Here is a 17,252-nt window from a genome sequence, read left to right as displayed (position 1 = left end):
CTCAGGCACAAGCGGAGCGGGCAGTGAATTTGTGCCCGACGATAAGTTCGACGACCTCGTTGAGGTCGGTGTCGGCGATCCTTCGCTCGGCCAGGTTGGCCCCGTCATACATCACCATGATCCGGTCGCAGACCAGGAACAGGTCCTGCAGCCGGTGCGTGATCAGAATCACGCTGACGCCTTTGCGGCTGATGGTGCGAATCAGCTCCAGCACCGCCTCGACTTCGGCTACCGCAAGCGCTGCGGTGGGTTCGTCCATGATCAGAACCTTGGGGCCGAAGGCAGCCGCGCGGGCAATCGCAACAGCCTGGCGCTGGCCGCCTGAAAGATGGCGAACCTGCGCACGGGTATCAGGGATGGTGATACCCAGCGCTTCAAGAATCTGCCGTGCTTCGCGGTGCATGCGCGTCTCATCGAGCAACGGCACGCCGAGCACGCGGCGCATCGGTTCGCGGCCCATGAAGAGGTTTCCGGCCACATCGACGGTGTCACACAGCGACAGGTCCTGATACACCATCTGGATATGACAGCGTTGAGCATCTGCCGGGCCGCTGAAGCTGACTTCTTCGCCGTCGATGGCGATACGCCCACTGGTAGGCAGTACCGCACCCGAGAGGATCTTGGTCAGGGTGGATTTGCCTGCGCCGTTGTCGCCCACCAGCCCCAGCACTTCACCGGGCTGCAGCAGCAGGTCCACACCGCGCAACGACGCTATCGAGCCATAGTGTTTAGTGATCGCGCTCATCTGTACCCGAGGCACTTCGCCAGGCGTCTGCATGCTGAGCCCTCTTATTTGAACTCGGCGCGATAAGCGGCCAGGTTGGCTTTGGTCACCAGCGTGACGGGAATACTCTGTTCGCGAGCCACGGTTTTTCCGGACAACAGCGCCAGTGCCGACTCCACCGCCGTCTTGCCCATGGCCTGCGTGTTCTGTTGCACCACCACCGCGACAGAGCCGTCATCCAGACCCTGCACTGCCTGAGAGGACAGGTCCCACCCGAAAATCCTGACCCGCTCGCCCGCACCTTGCGACATGCTCGCGGCAACCGAGCCAATCAGGGCGGGTTCGCCAGTGGCATAAATGATCTGTAATTCAGGGTTGGCGGTCAGCAGGTTCTCCGCGGCAGCCTGGGCGGTGTCCTGTACGTTGTTGCCGTCTACGGTGTTGACGATCTTCGCCTGGCTGGCGGTCTTTGCCAGGCCCTCGCGGAAACCGTCCAGACGCAGATTCTGTACATAAGAGCCGAGGGCTCCGACCACGCCGATGCTGGCTTTGCCCGCCAGTTCGCGGTTGATGTATTCGCCGGTGTACTGGCCGATCTGTCGGGCTGCCTCGCGGTTATCCACGCCGACCTGTACGGCATTGTCGCCATTAATCACAGCGTCGATTGCCACCACCGGGATTCCCGCCTGCGCAGCTGCGGTGACCGCAGGTTTGATACCGTTGACGTCTATGGCGCAGACCAGAATGGCGTCGACCTTGTCCTGAATATAGGCCTCGATGGCGTCGTTCTGGGCTGCCGGATTGTCGTTGGCGTTGAACACCACCAGCTCTGCTCCGGCAGCTTTCGCCGCAGCCTGTGCGCCCTGGGTAATCTGGGTGAAATACAGCGCCTGCTGGTTGACCTGTACCAGAGCCAGACGTTTGCCGGTCTGGGCCTGAATGATGGGTGACAACGCCAAGGCCAGGACAGCGCCGAGGGTCAGGGTGAAACGCTTGCTGAAACGCAGCATTGCCATCCTCCTAGTCTGTTTGCCGGTGCGGCAAATCAGATCGGTAAACCGGTTTACCAGCCGTTTCAAAAAAAAGACAAATGAGCTTTGTCTTCAGGTTTGAGAACTGGAGAAAGCAGATTGTGTGCCATTTTTTTCACGATGTCGGCCAGGCACCGTACGTCCTTGATGCGCCACAGTTTTCCGCAATCATCGGCTTTTCAGGATGCCGATGGCAGTGCACCGATTTAAGGCCGGGTGTTACTGGTTGCCCCGCAATCAGTCACTGCGAGTTGCTACCGTGCCCCGGCAGACCAACTCTACGGGTACGCGCACGACGTCCTGTGTACAGTCGCCGCCCGCCATGCGCTGCAGCAATTGCGCCACGCCGAGACGGCCAAGCTCCCTGGAGGACTGGCGGATGGTACACAGCGGTGGGGTAAGCAGACTGGCATAAACGGCGTCGTCGAACCCCACCAGCGACATGGCGCCGGGCACGCTGATATCGCGCTCACGCAGGACATCGAGCACGCCCAGAGCGATGAAGTCACTGGCGGCGAAAATCGCCTCCGGAGGGTGGGGCAGGGTGAGCAACTGAGCGGTTGCGATACGCCCGAACTCACGGCTGTAATCTCCAAAGCACAGGTATTCCGGCACCTCTGCGATGCCCGCCAGCGCCAGCGCTTCCCGGTAGCCGGCATAGCGCTCGCGGGCACTCATCAAGGCTGACGGCCCGGACACATGAGCGATGCGTCGATGGCCATGGCGGATCAGATACTCAGTCGCCAGGCGACCGCCCTGATGGTTGTCGGCGAACACTTTGGGCTGCGAGGTGCCGGGAACGTCTTCGTCGAGCAGAATGATATTGCGGTAGCTCGCCAACTGACTGGCCAGCGTGCCGTCGTCCGGACGGTTGCTGACCAGTAGCAAGCCATCGACGTTACGTGAATCCAGCCAGCGCACAAAGGTGCTTTCACGTTCAAGCAGGTTGCGGGTGACACACAGCACCAGGTTATACCCGTTGGCGGACGCCTCTTCCTCGGCCGCGTCTGCCAGCTCGGCAAAAAACGGGTTGGCGATGTCCGGCAGCACCAGACCGATGGTCTCACTGCCGCCTTTGCTCAGGCGTCGGGCCAGACTGTTGCCCCGGTAGTCCAGCGCCTTGATCGCCGTGTCGATACGTTTCGCGGTCTCCGGCGGCAGGCTGATACTTCGATTCAGGTAGCGCGACACCGCAGCTTTGGAAAGGCCGGCATGGTTGGCGACATCCTGAAGTGTTACGGGTCTGGTCATGGCGGTCGGATTTTATACCTGAAAAACGAAGCATTGACGTGAGGTGCCGGTATCTTCTCATGCGTGCCCGAACAGCCCGACGATTTTCTCTGCGGGTGACGTCGAAAAAATCCATGTGGGGCGTTGGTCGGCCAGATCTCGTTAACCTTTTGCACGTTGGCGACATGCTCTGCTCGGGCAAATGTGTGCGGTCTGGAGCTTTTAGTGCGTCACTGAATATGGCGCATTATGTATATGTTGTCGCATGACTTATGTCTGATCACTTCACACACTACGGTCACGCAAGTAGCTTAGTATTCATTGCATTGGCTTTAAGACATTCGCCACGAATGTCGATCACTTACAGTGATGGTTCCCCATTGAAGAAGTCCCTCTTGTTTGCTTAATGGAACCGCACAGCACACTGCGACACTCATTTACTCAATTTTCCAGTAAATGCGGGCGATGAGTGTTTGCGATGAATGCTGTTCAGCCAATTATAAGTTCTGCTTATTTTCAATATTTTCTCGGTGATAGCAACTGGCTGCTTTCTGGGGGCTGTTCATTATCAGCAGGCTTTATCCATGAGTGGATCAACCCGAAAAATGGCTATTTGCCTTGTGAGTATCGGTTGATGGCGTTCGAGTCTGATAACAGTCCTGATGCCTGTCATTCCAGGGACGAATGTTCATCGCGTGTCCCAAGACGAACGTTCAGGAGGGCTTAATGATAAATCCCGTAAAACACAATTTCAGTCACCTTGGGTTTTCAAACGCTCAAAGTACCTCGGCACTGGGGCCTGTCAGTAATAAAGTGCCCAACTTTGTTTCGCGAGGGCGAGGCAAGGGAGTTCCAGTGGAGCAATTCAATACTGTCGAAGAGTGTCGTTTGGCGGGGCGGCAGGACAGCGTACTGGATTCGATAGACGGCAAAGAGTTCATGCGACTGCTGCAGAAGTACACGGCCTCTGAAACAACCGAAGAAGAATTTGCCGACCTGAGGGCCGCCATACCGCGCTACTCCATTGAGTTGGCCGAGTCGGATCACCCTAAAGTGCTTTATCGGGGGATATCTCTGGATGATGAGACTGCGTCGCTGTTACTGAATACCTCCAAGGGTTACCGCAGTCGTGAAATAGCCCATGGTCTTATTCACGGCCTGCGCGTGGTTAAAGGCGTTTACACCGCGACCGGGGTGGCCAGTGCCTCGACAGTGTCAGCCGTTTCGCAAGGCTTTGCGCTGGTGAACGCGAACAGGAAAAAAGAAACACCGGTTCTTTTTGTACTGAAAGCGATGCCTGCCGTTCCCGCGCTCAACCACAGTGGTGCGAAGGGGGTGACACTCAGTGAGAGCCGGTTGCCGTTATCGGTGGCCAGCAAGAGTGAACATGAAGTCATTCTGGATATCACCAACCGGTACGAAATTACGCAGGCTCGCCGGAGCGGTGAGTTCATTGTCGTCGACATGACGGTTTTAGGACGGTCCAAGAGGGGAGGTGAATTCGCTCTCGTCGAGACTGACAAATGGAAACAACTCTCTGGCGCCAAGGGCTCTAATCCAGGTGGATTGTTTCAAGCGCCCAATGGCGTTAAGTGGTATGTGAAAACCAACCCGTCTGCCAATAGGCTTCGAAACGAGGTGCTTGCCTCCAGGCTGTACCGTGCCGCAGGAATCGATGTTCCTGACATAGAGCTGGCGTCCCGCAAAGGCAAGCCCGCACTGATTTCAAAACTGATAGTAGGGAACCCCAAAGACCTCGATACGCTGGCAAAAAATAGCCAGTTGAAGTGCGGCTTTGCTGTGGATGCCTGGCTGGCGAACTGGGATGTCATCGGTCTGACGGGGGACAATGTCATCTTCAATCACCGTAACAAACCTGTGCGCATCGACCTTGGCGGCGCGCTGGTCTTCCGCGCCCAAGGGGAGCACAAGGGTAGTCAGTTCGGTACCACGCCCATGGAACTGGTCACGATGCTGTCTCGTGAAGACAATTCGTCCAGTCGTGTCTTTCGGAACATCGAGCGTAATGACATCCGCGAGGGTATTGCAGCGATAGAAAAAATACCGGATGCGCGTATTGCCGCACTTTGCGCAGAGCACGGTCCTGGCAATCACAGCGAACGCATTGAGCTCGGTAAAAGACTGATCAGTCGGAAGAAGTGGCTGGTCGATATGAAGCAGACGCTTCCTTATATTCATCGCCAAAAGAACGAGCGCGGCAATGTTGTCACTGTTAAAAATCCCACGTCTCCCAGCGCTTTGGATACGTGGCGTGATCGATACGCCACAGCCGTTTTTGTACCCCACAGCGCTGTCCGTGGCAGCATGAACAACCTGCCGTTCAGATCATTTACGCCCCCCAACACAATGGATGGCTGGCGCCGATTTACAACCCGGGCGGTCAACTTCACAGAGCCGGAATTTAAGCGTTCCCAGCACCTTGCTCCCGCCAGTGGAGCGATCATTTTTGAGCCCGACGGCAGGGTGTGGATCACCGAGCCGACCAATCACCCGTTCGGCGCAACGCACGCTTTTCCCAAGGGAAAGCAGGAAGCCGGTTTGAACTTGAGGACCAATGCACTCAAGGAAGTCTACGAAGAGACGGGGCTTCTGGTGAAGTTCCACGGCTTCATCGGTGACTACGACCGAACAACATCCCGAACTCGTTATTACCTTGCCAAACGGATCGATGGAACACCGTCCGATATGGGCTTTGAATCTCAAAGCGTCAAGCTGGCAAACATTACCGAGGCCAAAAGACTGCTACCCAACGCCGTGGATATTGCCATCTTGCGAGACGCAGAGCGGGCTTATCTAAAGGGCCCCTTTTAATGAATCTCCATCTGCTTGAGCGCTGACAGACGATAAAGAGGGTTTCTGAAGCCCTGCACAAAAACCCGTTCACCCAAACGCGTTACCTCCACAAAAAGGAGTAATGAAATGAGTATGAATACCTCTGTAAGCAACAACAGCCCGGGGTGGTCCCCTGTTTCATCGGGCAACCAGGCTCCGAGTCCGGACTATTCAGGTAAATCGTCGAGCAATGCCGTGCACTTTCTTCCTCCGGAAAGTACCCGGCGCGCGCCGAACACGGTGAGTTGGGGGAATGGCGCGCCGACAACCGCCACCACCGGGAATGGACGAGCAGGAGGGGGCGATCAAAGTGACTTGATCGAGGCGTTGACGACGCTGATTCAGGCGCTGCTGAAACGCTTGCTCGGTGATTCTTCCGCAAGTAACTCTTCTGCAAATAACCCTTCCGAGAACCCGTCCCCAGCTTCGTCCGGGCCAGGTCGAGCTTCTGCTTCTACCGGCGGCGCTGCCAGTTCGACGCCAGACTCAGGACTGTCTGAGCAGTCAAATCAAGCCCAACCGTTCAATAACACTGGCTTGGGGTCTCATGGCGGCGCGAATACGGTTCCTGACCGAATTGCGTCTCCTGAGGCAGCGCAAAAAATGGTCGAAGACGTGAAAAATGCCGGAGGGGAAACACTTCGCATCCAGATGACCCATGACCAGATCAATGACCCGGCGCAAATGGCCAAGCTCAAGGCGATGGTCGATGCCGGCGACAAACAAGGGGTCAGGATTCAGTTTACGTTTCGTGACAACGCCAATGGCGGTGGTGGCAACGTCTTGTCCGGCGACAAGCTCCGACAAGCCGCCGACGATGTCAAAAACGTGGTATCTGCCCTTGGAAACCATCCGAGTTTTGTACTCGATACGTTCAATGAGGGCGGCAAGAGTGCCACTCAAGGTTGGGCCGATATGCAGAGCACGCTGATCAAATCCGCCCGCGACGCAGGTTACAAAGGCGACATCGTGGTGGAGGACAGCAATTGGGGTGGTGGTCTGACAGCCGGCGGGGAAAGCGGGCTGGTCAAATACGCTGATCAGTTGAAAGCCGCCAACGGCAGCAACAACCCTGGCCTGATCGGCAGCATCCATGAGTACGCCAGCGGTGCTGATGCCTCCTCGCGTCTGTCATCGGAGATCAAGGCGCTTACGAGCGCGGGCTTCAAGCCGCAAATCGGTGAAGTCGGCAACGCCAACTGGACCGGAGGCGGTAACTTCGAACAGCGCGACGGCGCCAACCAGGCCGTGAAAGACAACATGGGCGCCCTGAAAGCAGCCGGTGCCGATGTGCTGCCATGGATGGACCAGTTCGAGAACGGCAAGATCAAACACGATGTCGGTTTCTCGAAAGGCGATCAGTTTTCCTGATCCTGTTTAATGGAACCTGATGTGCCTGTTGACCACTCAGCGGGCAGCTATCTGCGAGGTCGCCAACGACCAGTGCAGAGCGGCGAGTTGGAGAGGTTGCGCAGAGGCTGCCGCTATCTGCGTAACCCCCTTTTTTCATGACCGATAAGTAGCAGGTATAAAAGCTATGCCTATCAACAGACCCGCCTTCAATTTAAAACTCAATACGGCAATTGCCCAGCCGACTGTGAAGAAGGATGCAGGTGCAGAATTGCGCCGTTTGAATCAGAGCGAAGTACGTGCCAACACACAGACACGTTTTGCCGTTAATCACCGTGCCCCCACTTATGACGTCGCACAAAGTGCGCTGGGTGAAAATCACGGTGGCTGGACTGCCGCCAATCATTTCAAGATGACGGGGTCTGAAGTCTTCATCCATATGGATCGCCTGGAGCCGAACTGCAAGGGAGAGTTTGCCGGAGACAAGATCCACCTCAGCGTGGCGCCTGAGGATGTACCGAACGCATTCAATGCGATAGGCAAAATACTGCAGGCGAGCGACAGCCCGGTGGACTCGTGGAAAGTGACTGACATGAAGTGCCTGCAGGCAGAGATGCCGGCGGCAAAGCAGCGTGTGGCGCTGGGCGCTCAGTTCACAATCTACGCCAAGCCTGACCGTGCAGATAACACCTACAGCCCAGAGTACATGGGCAAAATGAGGGGGATGATCAGCAGTATCGAACAGGAGTTGAGCGCCGCCGGTGTGAGGCAGAGCAGCCATCGTCCGGACTCCGATGTCTCCCCTGGGCACTGGAGCTATGCGTCTTACCGCAATGAGCATAAAAGCAACAGATCAGGGACTTCCAATCAGCACAGGAACCTGGAGGCAGAGCCTTTTTTCCAGTTGGTCTCATTCTCTGACGGGGCTTCAGGGTCATCCAGGTCCAGCGCTGGCCATCAGGCTTTGCTGACACCATCGTGGGCCCGATAAGGCTGTTTTTCTGAGCGCTGCCGTGCGCCCGGGGTTTCTGTCGTGAAACGTGGGTGTCGAAAGAAACGCTGGTTGCACGGCGACAGCTCCGGGTTCACCGGTGCAGGATCACCTGATGAATCTCCTGCAACGGGATGATCCGCTGCGCCGCGTTCAGTTTGATCGCTTCCTTGGGCATGCCGAATACCACGCAGCTGGCTTCGTCCTGAGCCACTGTCGCGCTGCCGGCGTCGAGCATTTCCTTGAGCCCGCGTGCGCCGTCGTCGCCCATGCCAGTCATGATGATGCCGGTGGCGTTCTTGCCGGCGAATTTGGCCACCGAACGGAACAGCACGTCCACCGAAGGACGATGGCGGTTGACCAGCGGGCCGTCGATGACCTGGACGTGGTAGTAGGCGCCGCTGCGCGTGACCATCATGTGTTTGCCGCCGGGGGCGATCAACGCGAGGCCGGGCAGGATGCGGTCGTTGTTTCTGGCCTCGCGCACCTCGATCTGACTCAGGCTGTTCAGGCGTTCGGCGAACGATGCGGTGAATTTTTCCGGCATGTGCTGGACGATGACCATGCCCGGACAGACGCGGGGCAGGGCCGTCAGCACCGCTTCGAGTGCCTGTGTACCGCCTGTCGAGGTGCCGATGGCCACAATGCGCTCGGTGGTCTGCGCCATGGCGTGACCGCTGGCTGCGGGCAAAATGGCGTCTGCGGTGAGTTTGCTTGCTGGGGCCAGAACGGGCGGAGCCGTGCGCTTACCGAGGTTTTTGACGTTGGAGTTCGCCGCTGCGCGGACTGCCGCGACCAGCTCGGCGGCTGAATCAATGAGGAAGTTCTTCAGGCCGGTGGTAGGTTTGGTGATGATTTCCACCGCCCCGGCAGACAGCGCCTGCAACGAAGTTTCTGCGCCTTTCTGGGTCAGCGACGAGCAGATCACCACTGGCGTTGGCCGTTCGCTCATGATCTTCTTGAGAAAGGTGATGCCGTCCATGCGGGGCATTTCCACGTCCAGCACGATGACGTCCGGCCATTCCTGAGCCAGCTTGGCCATGGCAAATATCGGGTCCGACGCCGCGCCCATGACATGAATATCGGGGGTGTGGTTGAGAATGGCCACGAGTACCTGGCGAACGACGGCCGAATCATCGACCAGCAATACGCTGATTTTTTTGTTTGGCATCTTTTTCGATTGCTTCCATTGGTTGGTGCCTGACCCATACGTTTCCGTTCCACAGGTCGAAGATGATGTTGCGATGACCGGTGCTGCCCAGGTCCTGAGCCATCAGCTTCAGGCGATGCCGGTCGGCCAGCGTCAGCGCCGCATTGATGTTGCGATATGCGACGTTGTGCATCTGCTGGTCGTGGCGCTGCGCCGGAAACATCTCGCCGCCGCCAAACAGCTTGACCTGATATTCCTCCGGAAGCGTCCCGCTGGCCAGCGCATGGCTAATAAGCATCTCCAGCGCTTCATCAGCGTATTTGCCGTCCAGTGGCTGACCCTTGCGAATACGTCCTGGCAGCATGAAGTGGCACATACCACCGATACGCCGCCACGGGTGCCAGAACGTGATTGCTACACACGAGCCCAACAATGTGCGCAAGCGCGCAGGCCGGGTCTCGAAGACCACTTCGCCGGGAGCCAGGACTATTTCGGCCACGCCGACGGGCTTGATCATGGCTTGCGGTATATCGAAGGGGAGACGAGTTTCAGCGTGTCGTTTATGCCGTTGAGGCTTTCCGAATGACTGATGATGAAATACCCCCCGGACTTGAGGCGCGGTAATAAACGCGCCACGACTTTGCTCTTGGTTTCCTGATCGAAATAGATCATCACGTTGCGCAGAAAGATCACGTCGAACTCACCCATATCGGGCAGGGTCTCGTTGAGGTTGACCTGCACGAAGCTGACCCGGCTGCGCAGCGATTTGTCGATCAGAAACGTGCCTTCCTGGCGGCCAACGCCCTTCAGGCAATATTTGAACAACAACGGTTGGGGCAGGGTTTCGGTGCGTTCCATGGGGTAATGCCCACTGCGCGCCTTGCTCAGCACGCGGGTGCTGATGTCCGAGCCGATCACTTCCCAGGGCGTGGTGCCCAGTTGTTCCGCCAGCGCCATTGCCAGGCTGTAAGGCTCTTCGCCAGATGAACTGGCGGCGCTCCAGACCCTGAATACCTTGCCCGGCGCCACCTTGGGCAGCACCTGCTGGCGCAGAAAATCAAAATGCTTGGGTTCGCGAAAGAAGTACGTTTCGTTGGTAGTCAGCAGGTCCAGCGCCACTTGCAGCTCGCCGTTGCGCTGATCGTTCATGATCAGCTTGAAATACTCGCCATAGTTGTCCAGCTCGTAATGCTTGAGACGCTTGAACAGACGGCCGGCGACCAGCGCTTTCTTGGCCAGCGTCAGTTTGATGCCCGCAGCGCTGTACAACCAGGCCTGGAACTGGCCGAATTCGCGATCGGTGAGCGACGCTGTATCAGGCATGTGCAGGCCTCACGTCGCGTCGGCGTCGGAAGGCAGCGACTGACTTGCTTCGGCGAGGCTGGACATTTCATCGATAGACAACACCCGATCGACCTCAAGGACAATGACGAACTTGCCGTCGACCTTGGCCATGCCGCTGATGAAGTCGGCACGAATGCGCGCACCGAAGTTCGGTGGCGGTTCGATCTGCGAGGCCGGTATTTCCAGCACCGCCGAGACGTTATCGACCAGCAGGCCGATGTCCTGCGGCTGGCCGTCCTCGCTGCTGGCCTCGATGATGATGACGCACGAGCGCCGGGTGATGTCCGAGTTCTGTCGCCCGAAGCGCGCCGACAGATCAACCACGGGCACTACAGCACCGCGCAGGTTGATCACCCCGCGCACGAAGGCGGGCATCATCGGCACCACCGTCAGGCTGCCGTATTCGATGATTTCCTTGATGCCCAGAATGCCGATGGCGAACATCTCGCCACCGAGCATGAAAGTCAGGTACTGCGCCTCTTCCTCGACCGCCGTGGCAGTCTGTCGAGTCGTGACCAATGAGCCCATGTCGTTCTCCCTGTGAATCGCTATCGAGGCCGGCAATCAGCAGCCAGTCATCAGAAACGAGTGAATTCCGATTCGTCCGGGGCGCCCGCCATGCTTTGCGCAAACGCCTTGCGCGGAGCCTGTTGCGGTGGGCGCGGGGGCTGGCGGTTCGGGCTGCTGCGGCCGTCGAGAGGGCTGCCTTGTGCGACGGCCCTTGGCGATGCATCGAGGGTGAAGAAGCTCATGGCCTGTTGCAGCTGTTCGGCCTGACTGCTCATCTCTTCAGCGGTGGCGGCCAGTTCTTCGCTGCTTGAAGCGTTCTGCTGGGTGACCTGATTGAGCTGGGTCATGGCGGTGTTGATTTGCGCCACACCGGCAGCCTGTTCCTCTGACGCCGCGCTGATTTCCTGCACAAGGTCTGACGTCTTGTTGATCGACGGCACCATTTCGTCCAGCAGCTTGCCGGCTTTCTCGGCCATTTCCACACTGCTTGACGACAGCTCGCCAATCTCCTGAGCCGCGACCTGGCTGCGTTCAGCCAGCTTGCGCACCTCGGCAGCCACTACCGCGAAGCCCTTGCCATGTTCGCCCGCACGGGCTGCTTCGATGGCCGCGTTGAGGGCGAGCAGATTGGTCTGGTAAGCGATGTCGTCGATGATGCTGATGCGTTGGGCGATTTTCTTCATCGCCACGACGGTCTGCTGCACCGATTCGCCGCCGTCAGTCGCTTCCTTGGCAGCCTTGCTGGCCATGCCATCGGTGACTTTGGCGTTCTCGGTGTTCTGGTTGATGCTGGCGCTCATCTGCTCGACCGACGCGCTGGTCTCTTCGACGCTGGCCGCCTGTTCGCTGGTGGCTTGGCTCATGGATTGCGCGGTGGCGCTGACTTCTTCCGAAGCGCTGGCCAGGTTGTCGGCGGCGTTACGCACTTCGCCGATAATGTGTGACAGCTTGCCGACCATGTTGCGCATGGCGTTCAGCACCATGCCGGTTTCATCCTTGGAACCGTGCCCGATGTGGGCGTTCAGGTTGCCCTCGGCCAGTTGCTCGGCGGCAGTCGCTGCCTCTTTCAGTGGGCGGGAAATGATCCGTGCAATGAACAGCGCCAGGCCCAGGCCGACCAGCAAGGCTGCAACCAGCACGGCAATGATCGAGATGCGCGCGCTTTCGTACAGGCTAGTGCCTTTGTCGCCAGCGGCAGTCGCGCCGGCGTCGTTGAGCTCGACCATTTTTTGCAACTGGTTGGTGACTTCGTCGAAGTGCAGTTTGGACTCGCCGCGCAGCAAGGCACGCGCTTCGGCCTCCTGGCCCTGCCGGGAGAGAGCGAACAGATTGTCGCTGACTTTCAGGTAGGCGGACCATGAGGCACTCACGGCACTGAACATCTGCCGGTCCTGATCGCTGACGATCAACTTGTCGTACGTGGCCAGCCGCGTTTCAAACTGTTTGCGCGCTTCTGCTGCCTCAAGCTCCATCTGCGCCTTTTCCTGGGCAGAGTCGGCGGCAATGTGGCGGTTTTCCTTCAGCCGGAAGTTGGCTGCGTAGAAGCGCATGCCCGACGCCGCGCGCATGGACGGCATCCAGTTTTCCTTGATGTCCTGGGCGGCCTGGTTGACCTGGCCCAGCTGGATAATGGCAAAGACTCCCATGGCCGCGGTCAACGCCAGAACCACCAGAAACGAGGTAATCAGCTTGGTGGAAATCTTCAGATCGTAAAACCATTTCATTGAAGTAACTCCTTGGGAATTGCAAATCCGTCAGCGAGAAGTGGGCAATAGGGATTGAGGCGCCTGGGTCGAGCGGGCTTCCATTTGTACGATCTGGTTGAGCAAGGCCGGTATGTCGAGAATCAACGCCACCGCACCGCTGCCCAGAATCGTCGAGCCGCTGATGCCGCGCAGTGCGCCGAACAGCTTGCCCAGCGGTTTGATAACGGTCTGGAACTCGCCGAGCAGGTCATCTACCACCAACCCGGCCTTGTGTTCGGCGTAGCGCACCACCACCACGTTCTGGCGTCGTGCAGCGGGGCCTTCATGGTTGAAGTGATCACGCAGGTAGACCAGCGGCAACACTTCTCCACGCAGGTCGAGGTAGCCGCTGTCGCGGGTCAGGTGACGATTCTGTTCGTCCAGCTCGATGCATTCCTGAACCATGTCCAGCGGGATCACGTAAGTCGACTGATCGATACCGACCAGAAAACCATTGATGATCGCCAGCGTCAGCGGCAGGCGAATGCGCACGATGGTGCCCTGACCGGGCTGGCTGTCCAGGTCCACAGTGCCGCGCAGCAAGGTGATATTGCGTTTCACCACATCCATGCCGACACCACGCCCTGACAGGTTGGTGACGGCCTCGGCGGTGGAAAAACCGGGCTCGAAGATCAGGTTGTAGATCTCCTGATCGGTGAGGCTCGCACCCGCTGCTACCAGCCCGCGCTGCTGGGCCTTGTCGAGGATCCGCTCGCGGTTCAGGCCCGCACCGTCGTCGGCAATTTCAATGACGATGCTGCCGGAGTCGTGGTACGCATTAAGGCTCAAATGACCTTTTGCCGGCTTGCCTGCCGCGCGACGTGCTTCGGCGCTTTCGATGCCGTGGTCCATGGAATTGCGCAGCAGGTGCATGAGCGGGTCGCCGATCTTCTCGACAACGGTTTTGTCCAGTTCGGTTTCCGCACCGTTGATAATCAGGTCGATGTCCTTGCCCAGCTCCTGACTGACATCACGTACTACGCGGCGAAAACGATTGAAGGTGTCGCCGATGGGGATCATGCGCAGGTGCAGCGCGCCATCCAGAATTTGCTCGACCAGCCCCGACACGGTCGAGCTGGCTTCCTGAAGCGGGTCGTTGTCGCACGAACGGGCCAGCAGGCTGGCCCCGGCGCTAGCGATGACCAGTTCGCCGACCAGATTGATCAGCTCATCAAGCTTGTCGGCATTGACGCGCACATAACGACCGTCCTTGTTTTTCTGCTCGCTGGCCGAAGAAGGGCGCTCTACAGCTGTTGCCGCAGCAGGCGCACGCGGCACGGCACGCTGGTCACCCAGCAGTTCGCCGCTGGCAACCGCAGGACTTTGTCCGGTCTGCGAGACCAGGTCTGTACCAGTGGGCTCGACGTAGTTTGCTGTCTCGCTCATCAAGGTGATTTCTACGGCGCAGTCTTCCCGCACGAAGTCGAACACTTCGTTGATCGCGGCATGCCCGGCAGACGAGCGAAAATCGATCTCGAAGCCCAGGTGGCAGGATTCCGGGTCCCACGCTTCCAACGCCGGGATGCTGTCGGTAACGGTGGTGACCTGAACCATTTGCCCCAGCGTATTGAGGTAACGCAGAAACGACAGCGGGTCCATGCCGTTGCGAAACACATCCACGCCAAAACGCAGCGAGATATGCCATAGCACTTCGGCAGGCTGTTCATCGATCACACTCGGCGCTTGCGCCTCGTCAGCAGGCTGGGCATTGCCCGGCGCCTGATAGACCTGTAATGCCTGACGCAGCGCCGCTTCGCGTTCCAGTGCTGGTGGCTGCAATGTCTGGCCACGACTGGCCACTACGTCGATCAACTCAAGCATGTGATCGCCGGACTTGAGCAGCACTGCGATGAGCCCGGCGTCCACCGACACGCTGCCTTCACGCAGGCGGTCGAGCACGTCTTCAACGATGTGGGTGAAGCTGACGATAGGCGTCAGCCCGAATAGCCCGGCCGAACCCTTGATGGTGTGCGCTGCGCGGAACACTGCGCCAATTGCGTCCTGATCGCCGGGTTCGCTTTCGAGTTGCAGGAGGGATTCCTCCATGGCCTGCAAAAGCTCACGCGCTTCAACGATGAACGTCTGCTGTGCCTGATCGAGATTAATACTCACGATGACTTCCTTGATCGATCACTCGGCAATAATGCAAATGGACGCGCTACAGCACGACACCGGGATTACATAACTCGAAGGTTTCGGTGACTGCCTTGCTTTGCCCGGTCATGCGCAGCGAGGTCCCGGTCTTGCCGGCTTCGCGCTGGATGACTGCCAGCAATTGCAGGCCGGCACCGTCCATCTCGGTAACTTGCGACAAGTCGACTTCCACTCGCGCCGCACCAGTGATCTGCGGCAGCAAACGGGCGGCGAGTTCGGTCACGGTGTAGATCGTCAGCTCGCCGTCGATCTGCACGCGGGTGGCGTCAGCCTGATTGTCGTCTGGGGTTGGCATGCTGGCCTCCATGGCCCTTGATCTCAGGGCAGGATCAGCTTGGAAACCGCTGCGAGCATTTGCGCTGGCTGGAACGGTTTGACGACCCAGGCCTTGGCGCCTGCCGCCTGACCTTCAGCCTTTTTCGATTCCTGAGACTCGGTGGTCAGCATGATGATCGGCGTGAACTTGTAACTGGCCAGCTTCTTCACTTCCTTGACGAACGTGATGCCATCCATGTTCGGCATGTTCACGTCGCTGATGATCAGGTGCACTTTCTGCCCGGTCAGCTTGCCCAGTGCATCTTTGCCATCGCAGGCCTCGATAACGTCGTATCCGGCACTTTTCAGCGCGATGCCGACAACCTGCCGGACACTGCTTGAATCGTCGACCACCAATACACTCTTAGCCATGATCTACTCCTAGAAAAACGTGATTTCCTGCGAACTCTGCTGTGCTGCCGATTCGCCGCGGTGAGTGCGGCGTTGCTCGTCGGTCGCGTAGGTGGACTCCATGCGCGCCAGCCATTGCCGGGCGTCGATGGCGACGGCCTCATCGGGAGACTGGCTGGCTTGCAACAGATGCGCGTGCAAAGAGTCGATGTTGTCGCGTACGTGAGCGAGAATCTGGCTGACCCGGTCCTGAAACTGCAGGTTTACAAGGACTTCGGTCATTTCGTCGCGAATACCGAAGCTCTCCTGCTTGAGCAGGTCGGCGGATTCGGCCAGGCGACCGGTAATGCTCTGGAAACGCTCCAGGACGTTCTGGATGCTTTGCTCGGAAGCTGCCACCGAATGGCTGTCCTGATCAGCACCGCTGGAGGCGGCCTGCACCAGTTGCGTGATGGCATTGTTGATGATGTCGACCTTGGCCGACATCTGCTGACCGGTTTCGCTGGACTTGCTCGACAGGCTGCGCACTGCGTCGGCGACCACGGCAAAACCACGGCCGGCTTCACCTGCGCGCGCCGCTTCAATCGCGGCGTTAAGGGCCAGCAGGTTGGTCTGTGCAGCAATCGCTGCGACGTCCGCGGCCATGGTGCGCAACTCGCCTGTGTAGGCGGTCAGGCTGCGAACCTGGGAGAGCGTCTGGTCGCGGCTGGCCTGGGTGGCTTTAAGGGAGTCAATCACCTGGCTCAGCTCGCTGTCGCTCTGGGACAGGACTTTCAGAGCGCCATCGGCATTCTGACCGTCCAGCTCACCGGCAGCGTGCTGCGAGGCCTGCACGGTTTCCTGCAAGCGTTCGGAAATTCCCATAAAGCGGCTGCTCAGCTCGACAATGGCGGTTTCGGTCTGCTGGCGCGAACTTTCGACCTGTTTGGCCCAGATCGGCATGGCACCGAGAAAGACTTCATTGAGCTGTGCATGGGAGGACATGGCACTGGTTTGAGCGTTATGTGCCTGGTGATGGTCCAGCGCTTGGGCAACAGCGCGACGCACGTCGTTCTGCTGGGTGCGGGCAGCCAGTGCACAGGCACCGAGACCTATAGCGAGCAGTGCCGCACAAGCAAGCAGATTGGTCGTACTTGTACCGGATTGCGTGAGGATCCAGGCAACGGCAGGTATGACGGGAATCAGAGAAAACCAGATGAAATGCGGACGACTTTGCGCAGGAGTACTGCTGGAATGATTCGACATCATGGGTTCGATCCTTGAACAGTGCAGCGTTGTACACGACTCAATGGTTATCTGCGCGGTGCAGACGAACTTGATACCTGTACGAGCGCCTTCCGTCCGATCGCATCGCGCAGAGCCCGGTCAGATTAAAAATAGCGGGTATTCAGGGCACTGCAAGTCAGCGCAGAGCGAGATGCACTCAAGAGCGTCCAGAGCGGCATGACGATAGTGTTCTCCCCGCACGCCTCTCGTTCCTCACGCTCCAGCGTGGGAATGAATT

At 58.5% G+C, this 17,252-nt stretch carries 15 protein-coding genes; 3 read left to right on the top strand and 12 right to left on the bottom strand.

Annotated features, from left to right (window positions below; genetic code table 11):
- Position 1: 1 nt before the first annotated feature.
- From RYC18_RS13455 to RYC18_RS13445, 3 genes are all read right to left on the bottom strand, one after another.
- A complete protein-coding gene (locus RYC18_RS13455; RefSeq protein WP_005745457.1) occupies positions 2-778 on the bottom strand; it encodes an ATP-binding cassette domain-containing protein in 777 nt (258 codons plus the stop codon).
- Positions 779-789: 11 nt separating this feature from the next.
- Positions 790-1,734 (bottom strand): substrate-binding domain-containing protein, encoded by a 945-nt coding sequence (locus RYC18_RS13450; protein ID WP_005745458.1) that lies wholly within the window; start codon positions 1,732-1,734, stop codon positions 790-792.
- 258 nt (positions 1,735-1,992) lie between these two features.
- A complete protein-coding gene (locus tag RYC18_RS13445; protein ID WP_316886235.1) occupies positions 1,993-3,006 on the bottom strand; it encodes a LacI family DNA-binding transcriptional regulator in 1,014 nt (337 codons plus the stop codon).
- A 705-nt stretch (positions 3,007-3,711) separates the two neighbouring features.
- On the opposite strand from RYC18_RS13445, the gene RYC18_RS13440 reads away from it, so the two are divergent.
- From RYC18_RS13440 to RYC18_RS13430, 3 genes are all read left to right on the top strand, one after another.
- A complete protein-coding gene (locus RYC18_RS13440; protein ID WP_005782659.1) occupies positions 3,712-5,817 on the top strand; it encodes an NUDIX hydrolase in 2,106 nt (701 codons plus the stop codon).
- Between the two features lie 108 nt (positions 5,818-5,925).
- Positions 5,926-7,209 carry a cellulase family glycosylhydrolase gene (locus tag RYC18_RS26540; RefSeq protein ID WP_081023459.1) on the top strand — a complete coding sequence of 428 codons (1,284 nt, stop codon included), beginning with the start codon at positions 5,926-5,928 and terminating at the stop codon, positions 7,207-7,209.
- Between the two features lie 166 nt (positions 7,210-7,375).
- A complete protein-coding gene (locus RYC18_RS13430; RefSeq protein ID WP_003430753.1) occupies positions 7,376-8,179 on the top strand; it encodes a type III effector HopAI1 in 804 nt (267 codons plus the stop codon).
- A gap of 94 nt (positions 8,180-8,273) precedes the next feature.
- On the opposite strand, the gene RYC18_RS13425 is transcribed toward RYC18_RS13430, so the two are convergent.
- Genes RYC18_RS13425 through RYC18_RS13385 form a run of 9 tightly spaced genes read right to left on the bottom strand, consistent with a single transcriptional unit; the run spans position 8,274 to position 16,612 of the window.
- Positions 8,274-9,350, bottom strand: a complete 1,077-nt coding sequence (locus RYC18_RS13425; protein ID WP_316886234.1) for a chemotaxis response regulator protein-glutamate methylesterase — start codon at positions 9,348-9,350, stop codon at positions 8,274-8,276.
- Entirely contained in the window at positions 9,313-9,846 is a 534-nt protein-coding gene (cheD, locus tag RYC18_RS13420) for a chemoreceptor glutamine deamidase CheD (RefSeq protein ID WP_316886233.1), read from the bottom strand. The genes RYC18_RS13425 and cheD overlap by 38 nt, the downstream gene beginning before the upstream one ends.
- Positions 9,843-10,652, bottom strand: a complete 810-nt coding sequence (locus tag RYC18_RS13415) for a CheR family methyltransferase (RefSeq protein ID WP_316886232.1) — start codon at positions 10,650-10,652, stop codon at positions 9,843-9,845. Before RYC18_RS13415 ends, cheD begins: the two co-directional genes overlap by 4 nt.
- A gap of 9 nt (positions 10,653-10,661) precedes the next feature.
- The gene (locus tag RYC18_RS13410) at positions 10,662-11,201 is read right to left on the bottom strand and encodes a chemotaxis protein CheW (RefSeq protein WP_002553202.1); all 540 of its coding nucleotides are present in this window, start codon (positions 11,199-11,201) and stop codon (positions 10,662-10,664) included.
- 50 nt (positions 11,202-11,251) lie between these two features.
- Positions 11,252-12,907 (bottom strand): methyl-accepting chemotaxis protein, encoded by a 1,656-nt coding sequence (locus RYC18_RS13405; protein WP_316886231.1) that lies wholly within the window; start codon positions 12,905-12,907, stop codon positions 11,252-11,254.
- A 30-nt stretch (positions 12,908-12,937) separates the two neighbouring features.
- A complete protein-coding gene (locus tag RYC18_RS13400; protein ID WP_316886230.1) occupies positions 12,938-15,040 on the bottom strand; it encodes a chemotaxis protein CheA in 2,103 nt (700 codons plus the stop codon).
- A gap of 46 nt (positions 15,041-15,086) precedes the next feature.
- Complete coding sequence (locus RYC18_RS13395) at positions 15,087-15,377, bottom strand: lipid asymmetry maintenance protein MlaB (RefSeq protein WP_005732323.1); 291 nt, start codon at positions 15,375-15,377, stop codon at positions 15,087-15,089.
- Positions 15,378-15,400: 23 nt separating this feature from the next.
- A complete protein-coding gene (locus RYC18_RS13390; RefSeq protein ID WP_002553206.1) occupies positions 15,401-15,769 on the bottom strand; it encodes a response regulator in 369 nt (122 codons plus the stop codon).
- Between the two features lie 9 nt (positions 15,770-15,778).
- Entirely contained in the window at positions 15,779-16,612 is an 834-nt protein-coding gene (locus RYC18_RS13385) for a methyl-accepting chemotaxis protein (protein ID WP_371321922.1), read from the bottom strand.
- Positions 16,613-17,252: the final 640 nt, after the last annotated feature.

Source organism: Pseudomonas syringae group sp. 247E2, assembly GCF_032587795.1.
Taxonomy (GTDB): Bacteria; Pseudomonadota; Gammaproteobacteria; order Pseudomonadales; family Pseudomonadaceae; genus Aquipseudomonas; species Aquipseudomonas amygdali.
Note: the sequence above shows the minus strand (reverse complement) of the source record. Positions and strands in the feature narration are given on the sequence as shown.

What these genes read in the sequence shown, in the direction of transcription:
- RYC18_RS13455 (WP_005745457.1), bottom strand. Translation starts at nt 778, where the DNA reads ATGCAGACGCCTGGCGAAGTGCCTCGGGTACAGATGAGCGCGATCACT.
- RYC18_RS13450 (WP_005745458.1), bottom strand. Translation starts at nt 1,734, where the DNA reads ATGCTGCGTTTCAGCAAGCGTTTCACCCTGACCCTCGGCGCTGTCCTG.
- RYC18_RS13445 (WP_316886235.1), bottom strand. Translation starts at nt 3,006, where the DNA reads ATGACCAGACCCGTAACACTTCAGGATGTCGCCAACCATGCCGGCCTT.
- RYC18_RS13440 (WP_005782659.1), top strand. Translation starts at nt 3,712, where the DNA reads ATGATAAATCCCGTAAAACACAATTTCAGTCACCTTGGGTTTTCAAAC.
- RYC18_RS26540 (WP_081023459.1), top strand. Translation starts at nt 5,926, where the DNA reads ATGAGTATGAATACCTCTGTAAGCAACAACAGCCCGGGGTGGTCCCCT.
- RYC18_RS13430 (WP_003430753.1), top strand. Translation starts at nt 7,376, where the DNA reads ATGCCTATCAACAGACCCGCCTTCAATTTAAAACTCAATACGGCAATT.
- RYC18_RS13425 (WP_316886234.1), bottom strand. Translation starts at nt 9,350, where the DNA reads ATGCCAAACAAAAAAATCAGCGTATTGCTGGTCGATGATTCGGCCGTC.
- cheD (WP_316886233.1), bottom strand. Translation starts at nt 9,846, where the DNA reads ATGATCAAGCCCGTCGGCGTGGCCGAAATAGTCCTGGCTCCCGGCGAA.
- RYC18_RS13415 (WP_316886232.1), bottom strand. Translation starts at nt 10,652, where the DNA reads ATGCCTGATACAGCGTCGCTCACCGATCGCGAATTCGGCCAGTTCCAG.
- RYC18_RS13410 (WP_002553202.1), bottom strand. Translation starts at nt 11,201, where the DNA reads ATGGGCTCATTGGTCACGACTCGACAGACTGCCACGGCGGTCGAGGAA.
- RYC18_RS13405 (WP_316886231.1), bottom strand. Translation starts at nt 12,907, where the DNA reads ATGAAATGGTTTTACGATCTGAAGATTTCCACCAAGCTGATTACCTCG.
- RYC18_RS13395 (WP_005732323.1), bottom strand. Translation starts at nt 15,377, where the DNA reads ATGCCAACCCCAGACGACAATCAGGCTGACGCCACCCGCGTGCAGATC.
- RYC18_RS13390 (WP_002553206.1), bottom strand. Translation starts at nt 15,769, where the DNA reads ATGGCTAAGAGTGTATTGGTGGTCGACGATTCAAGCAGTGTCCGGCAG.
- RYC18_RS13385 (WP_371321922.1), bottom strand. Translation starts at nt 16,612, where the DNA reads ATGGGAATTTCCGAACGCTTGCAGGAAACCGTGCAGGCCTCGCAGCAC.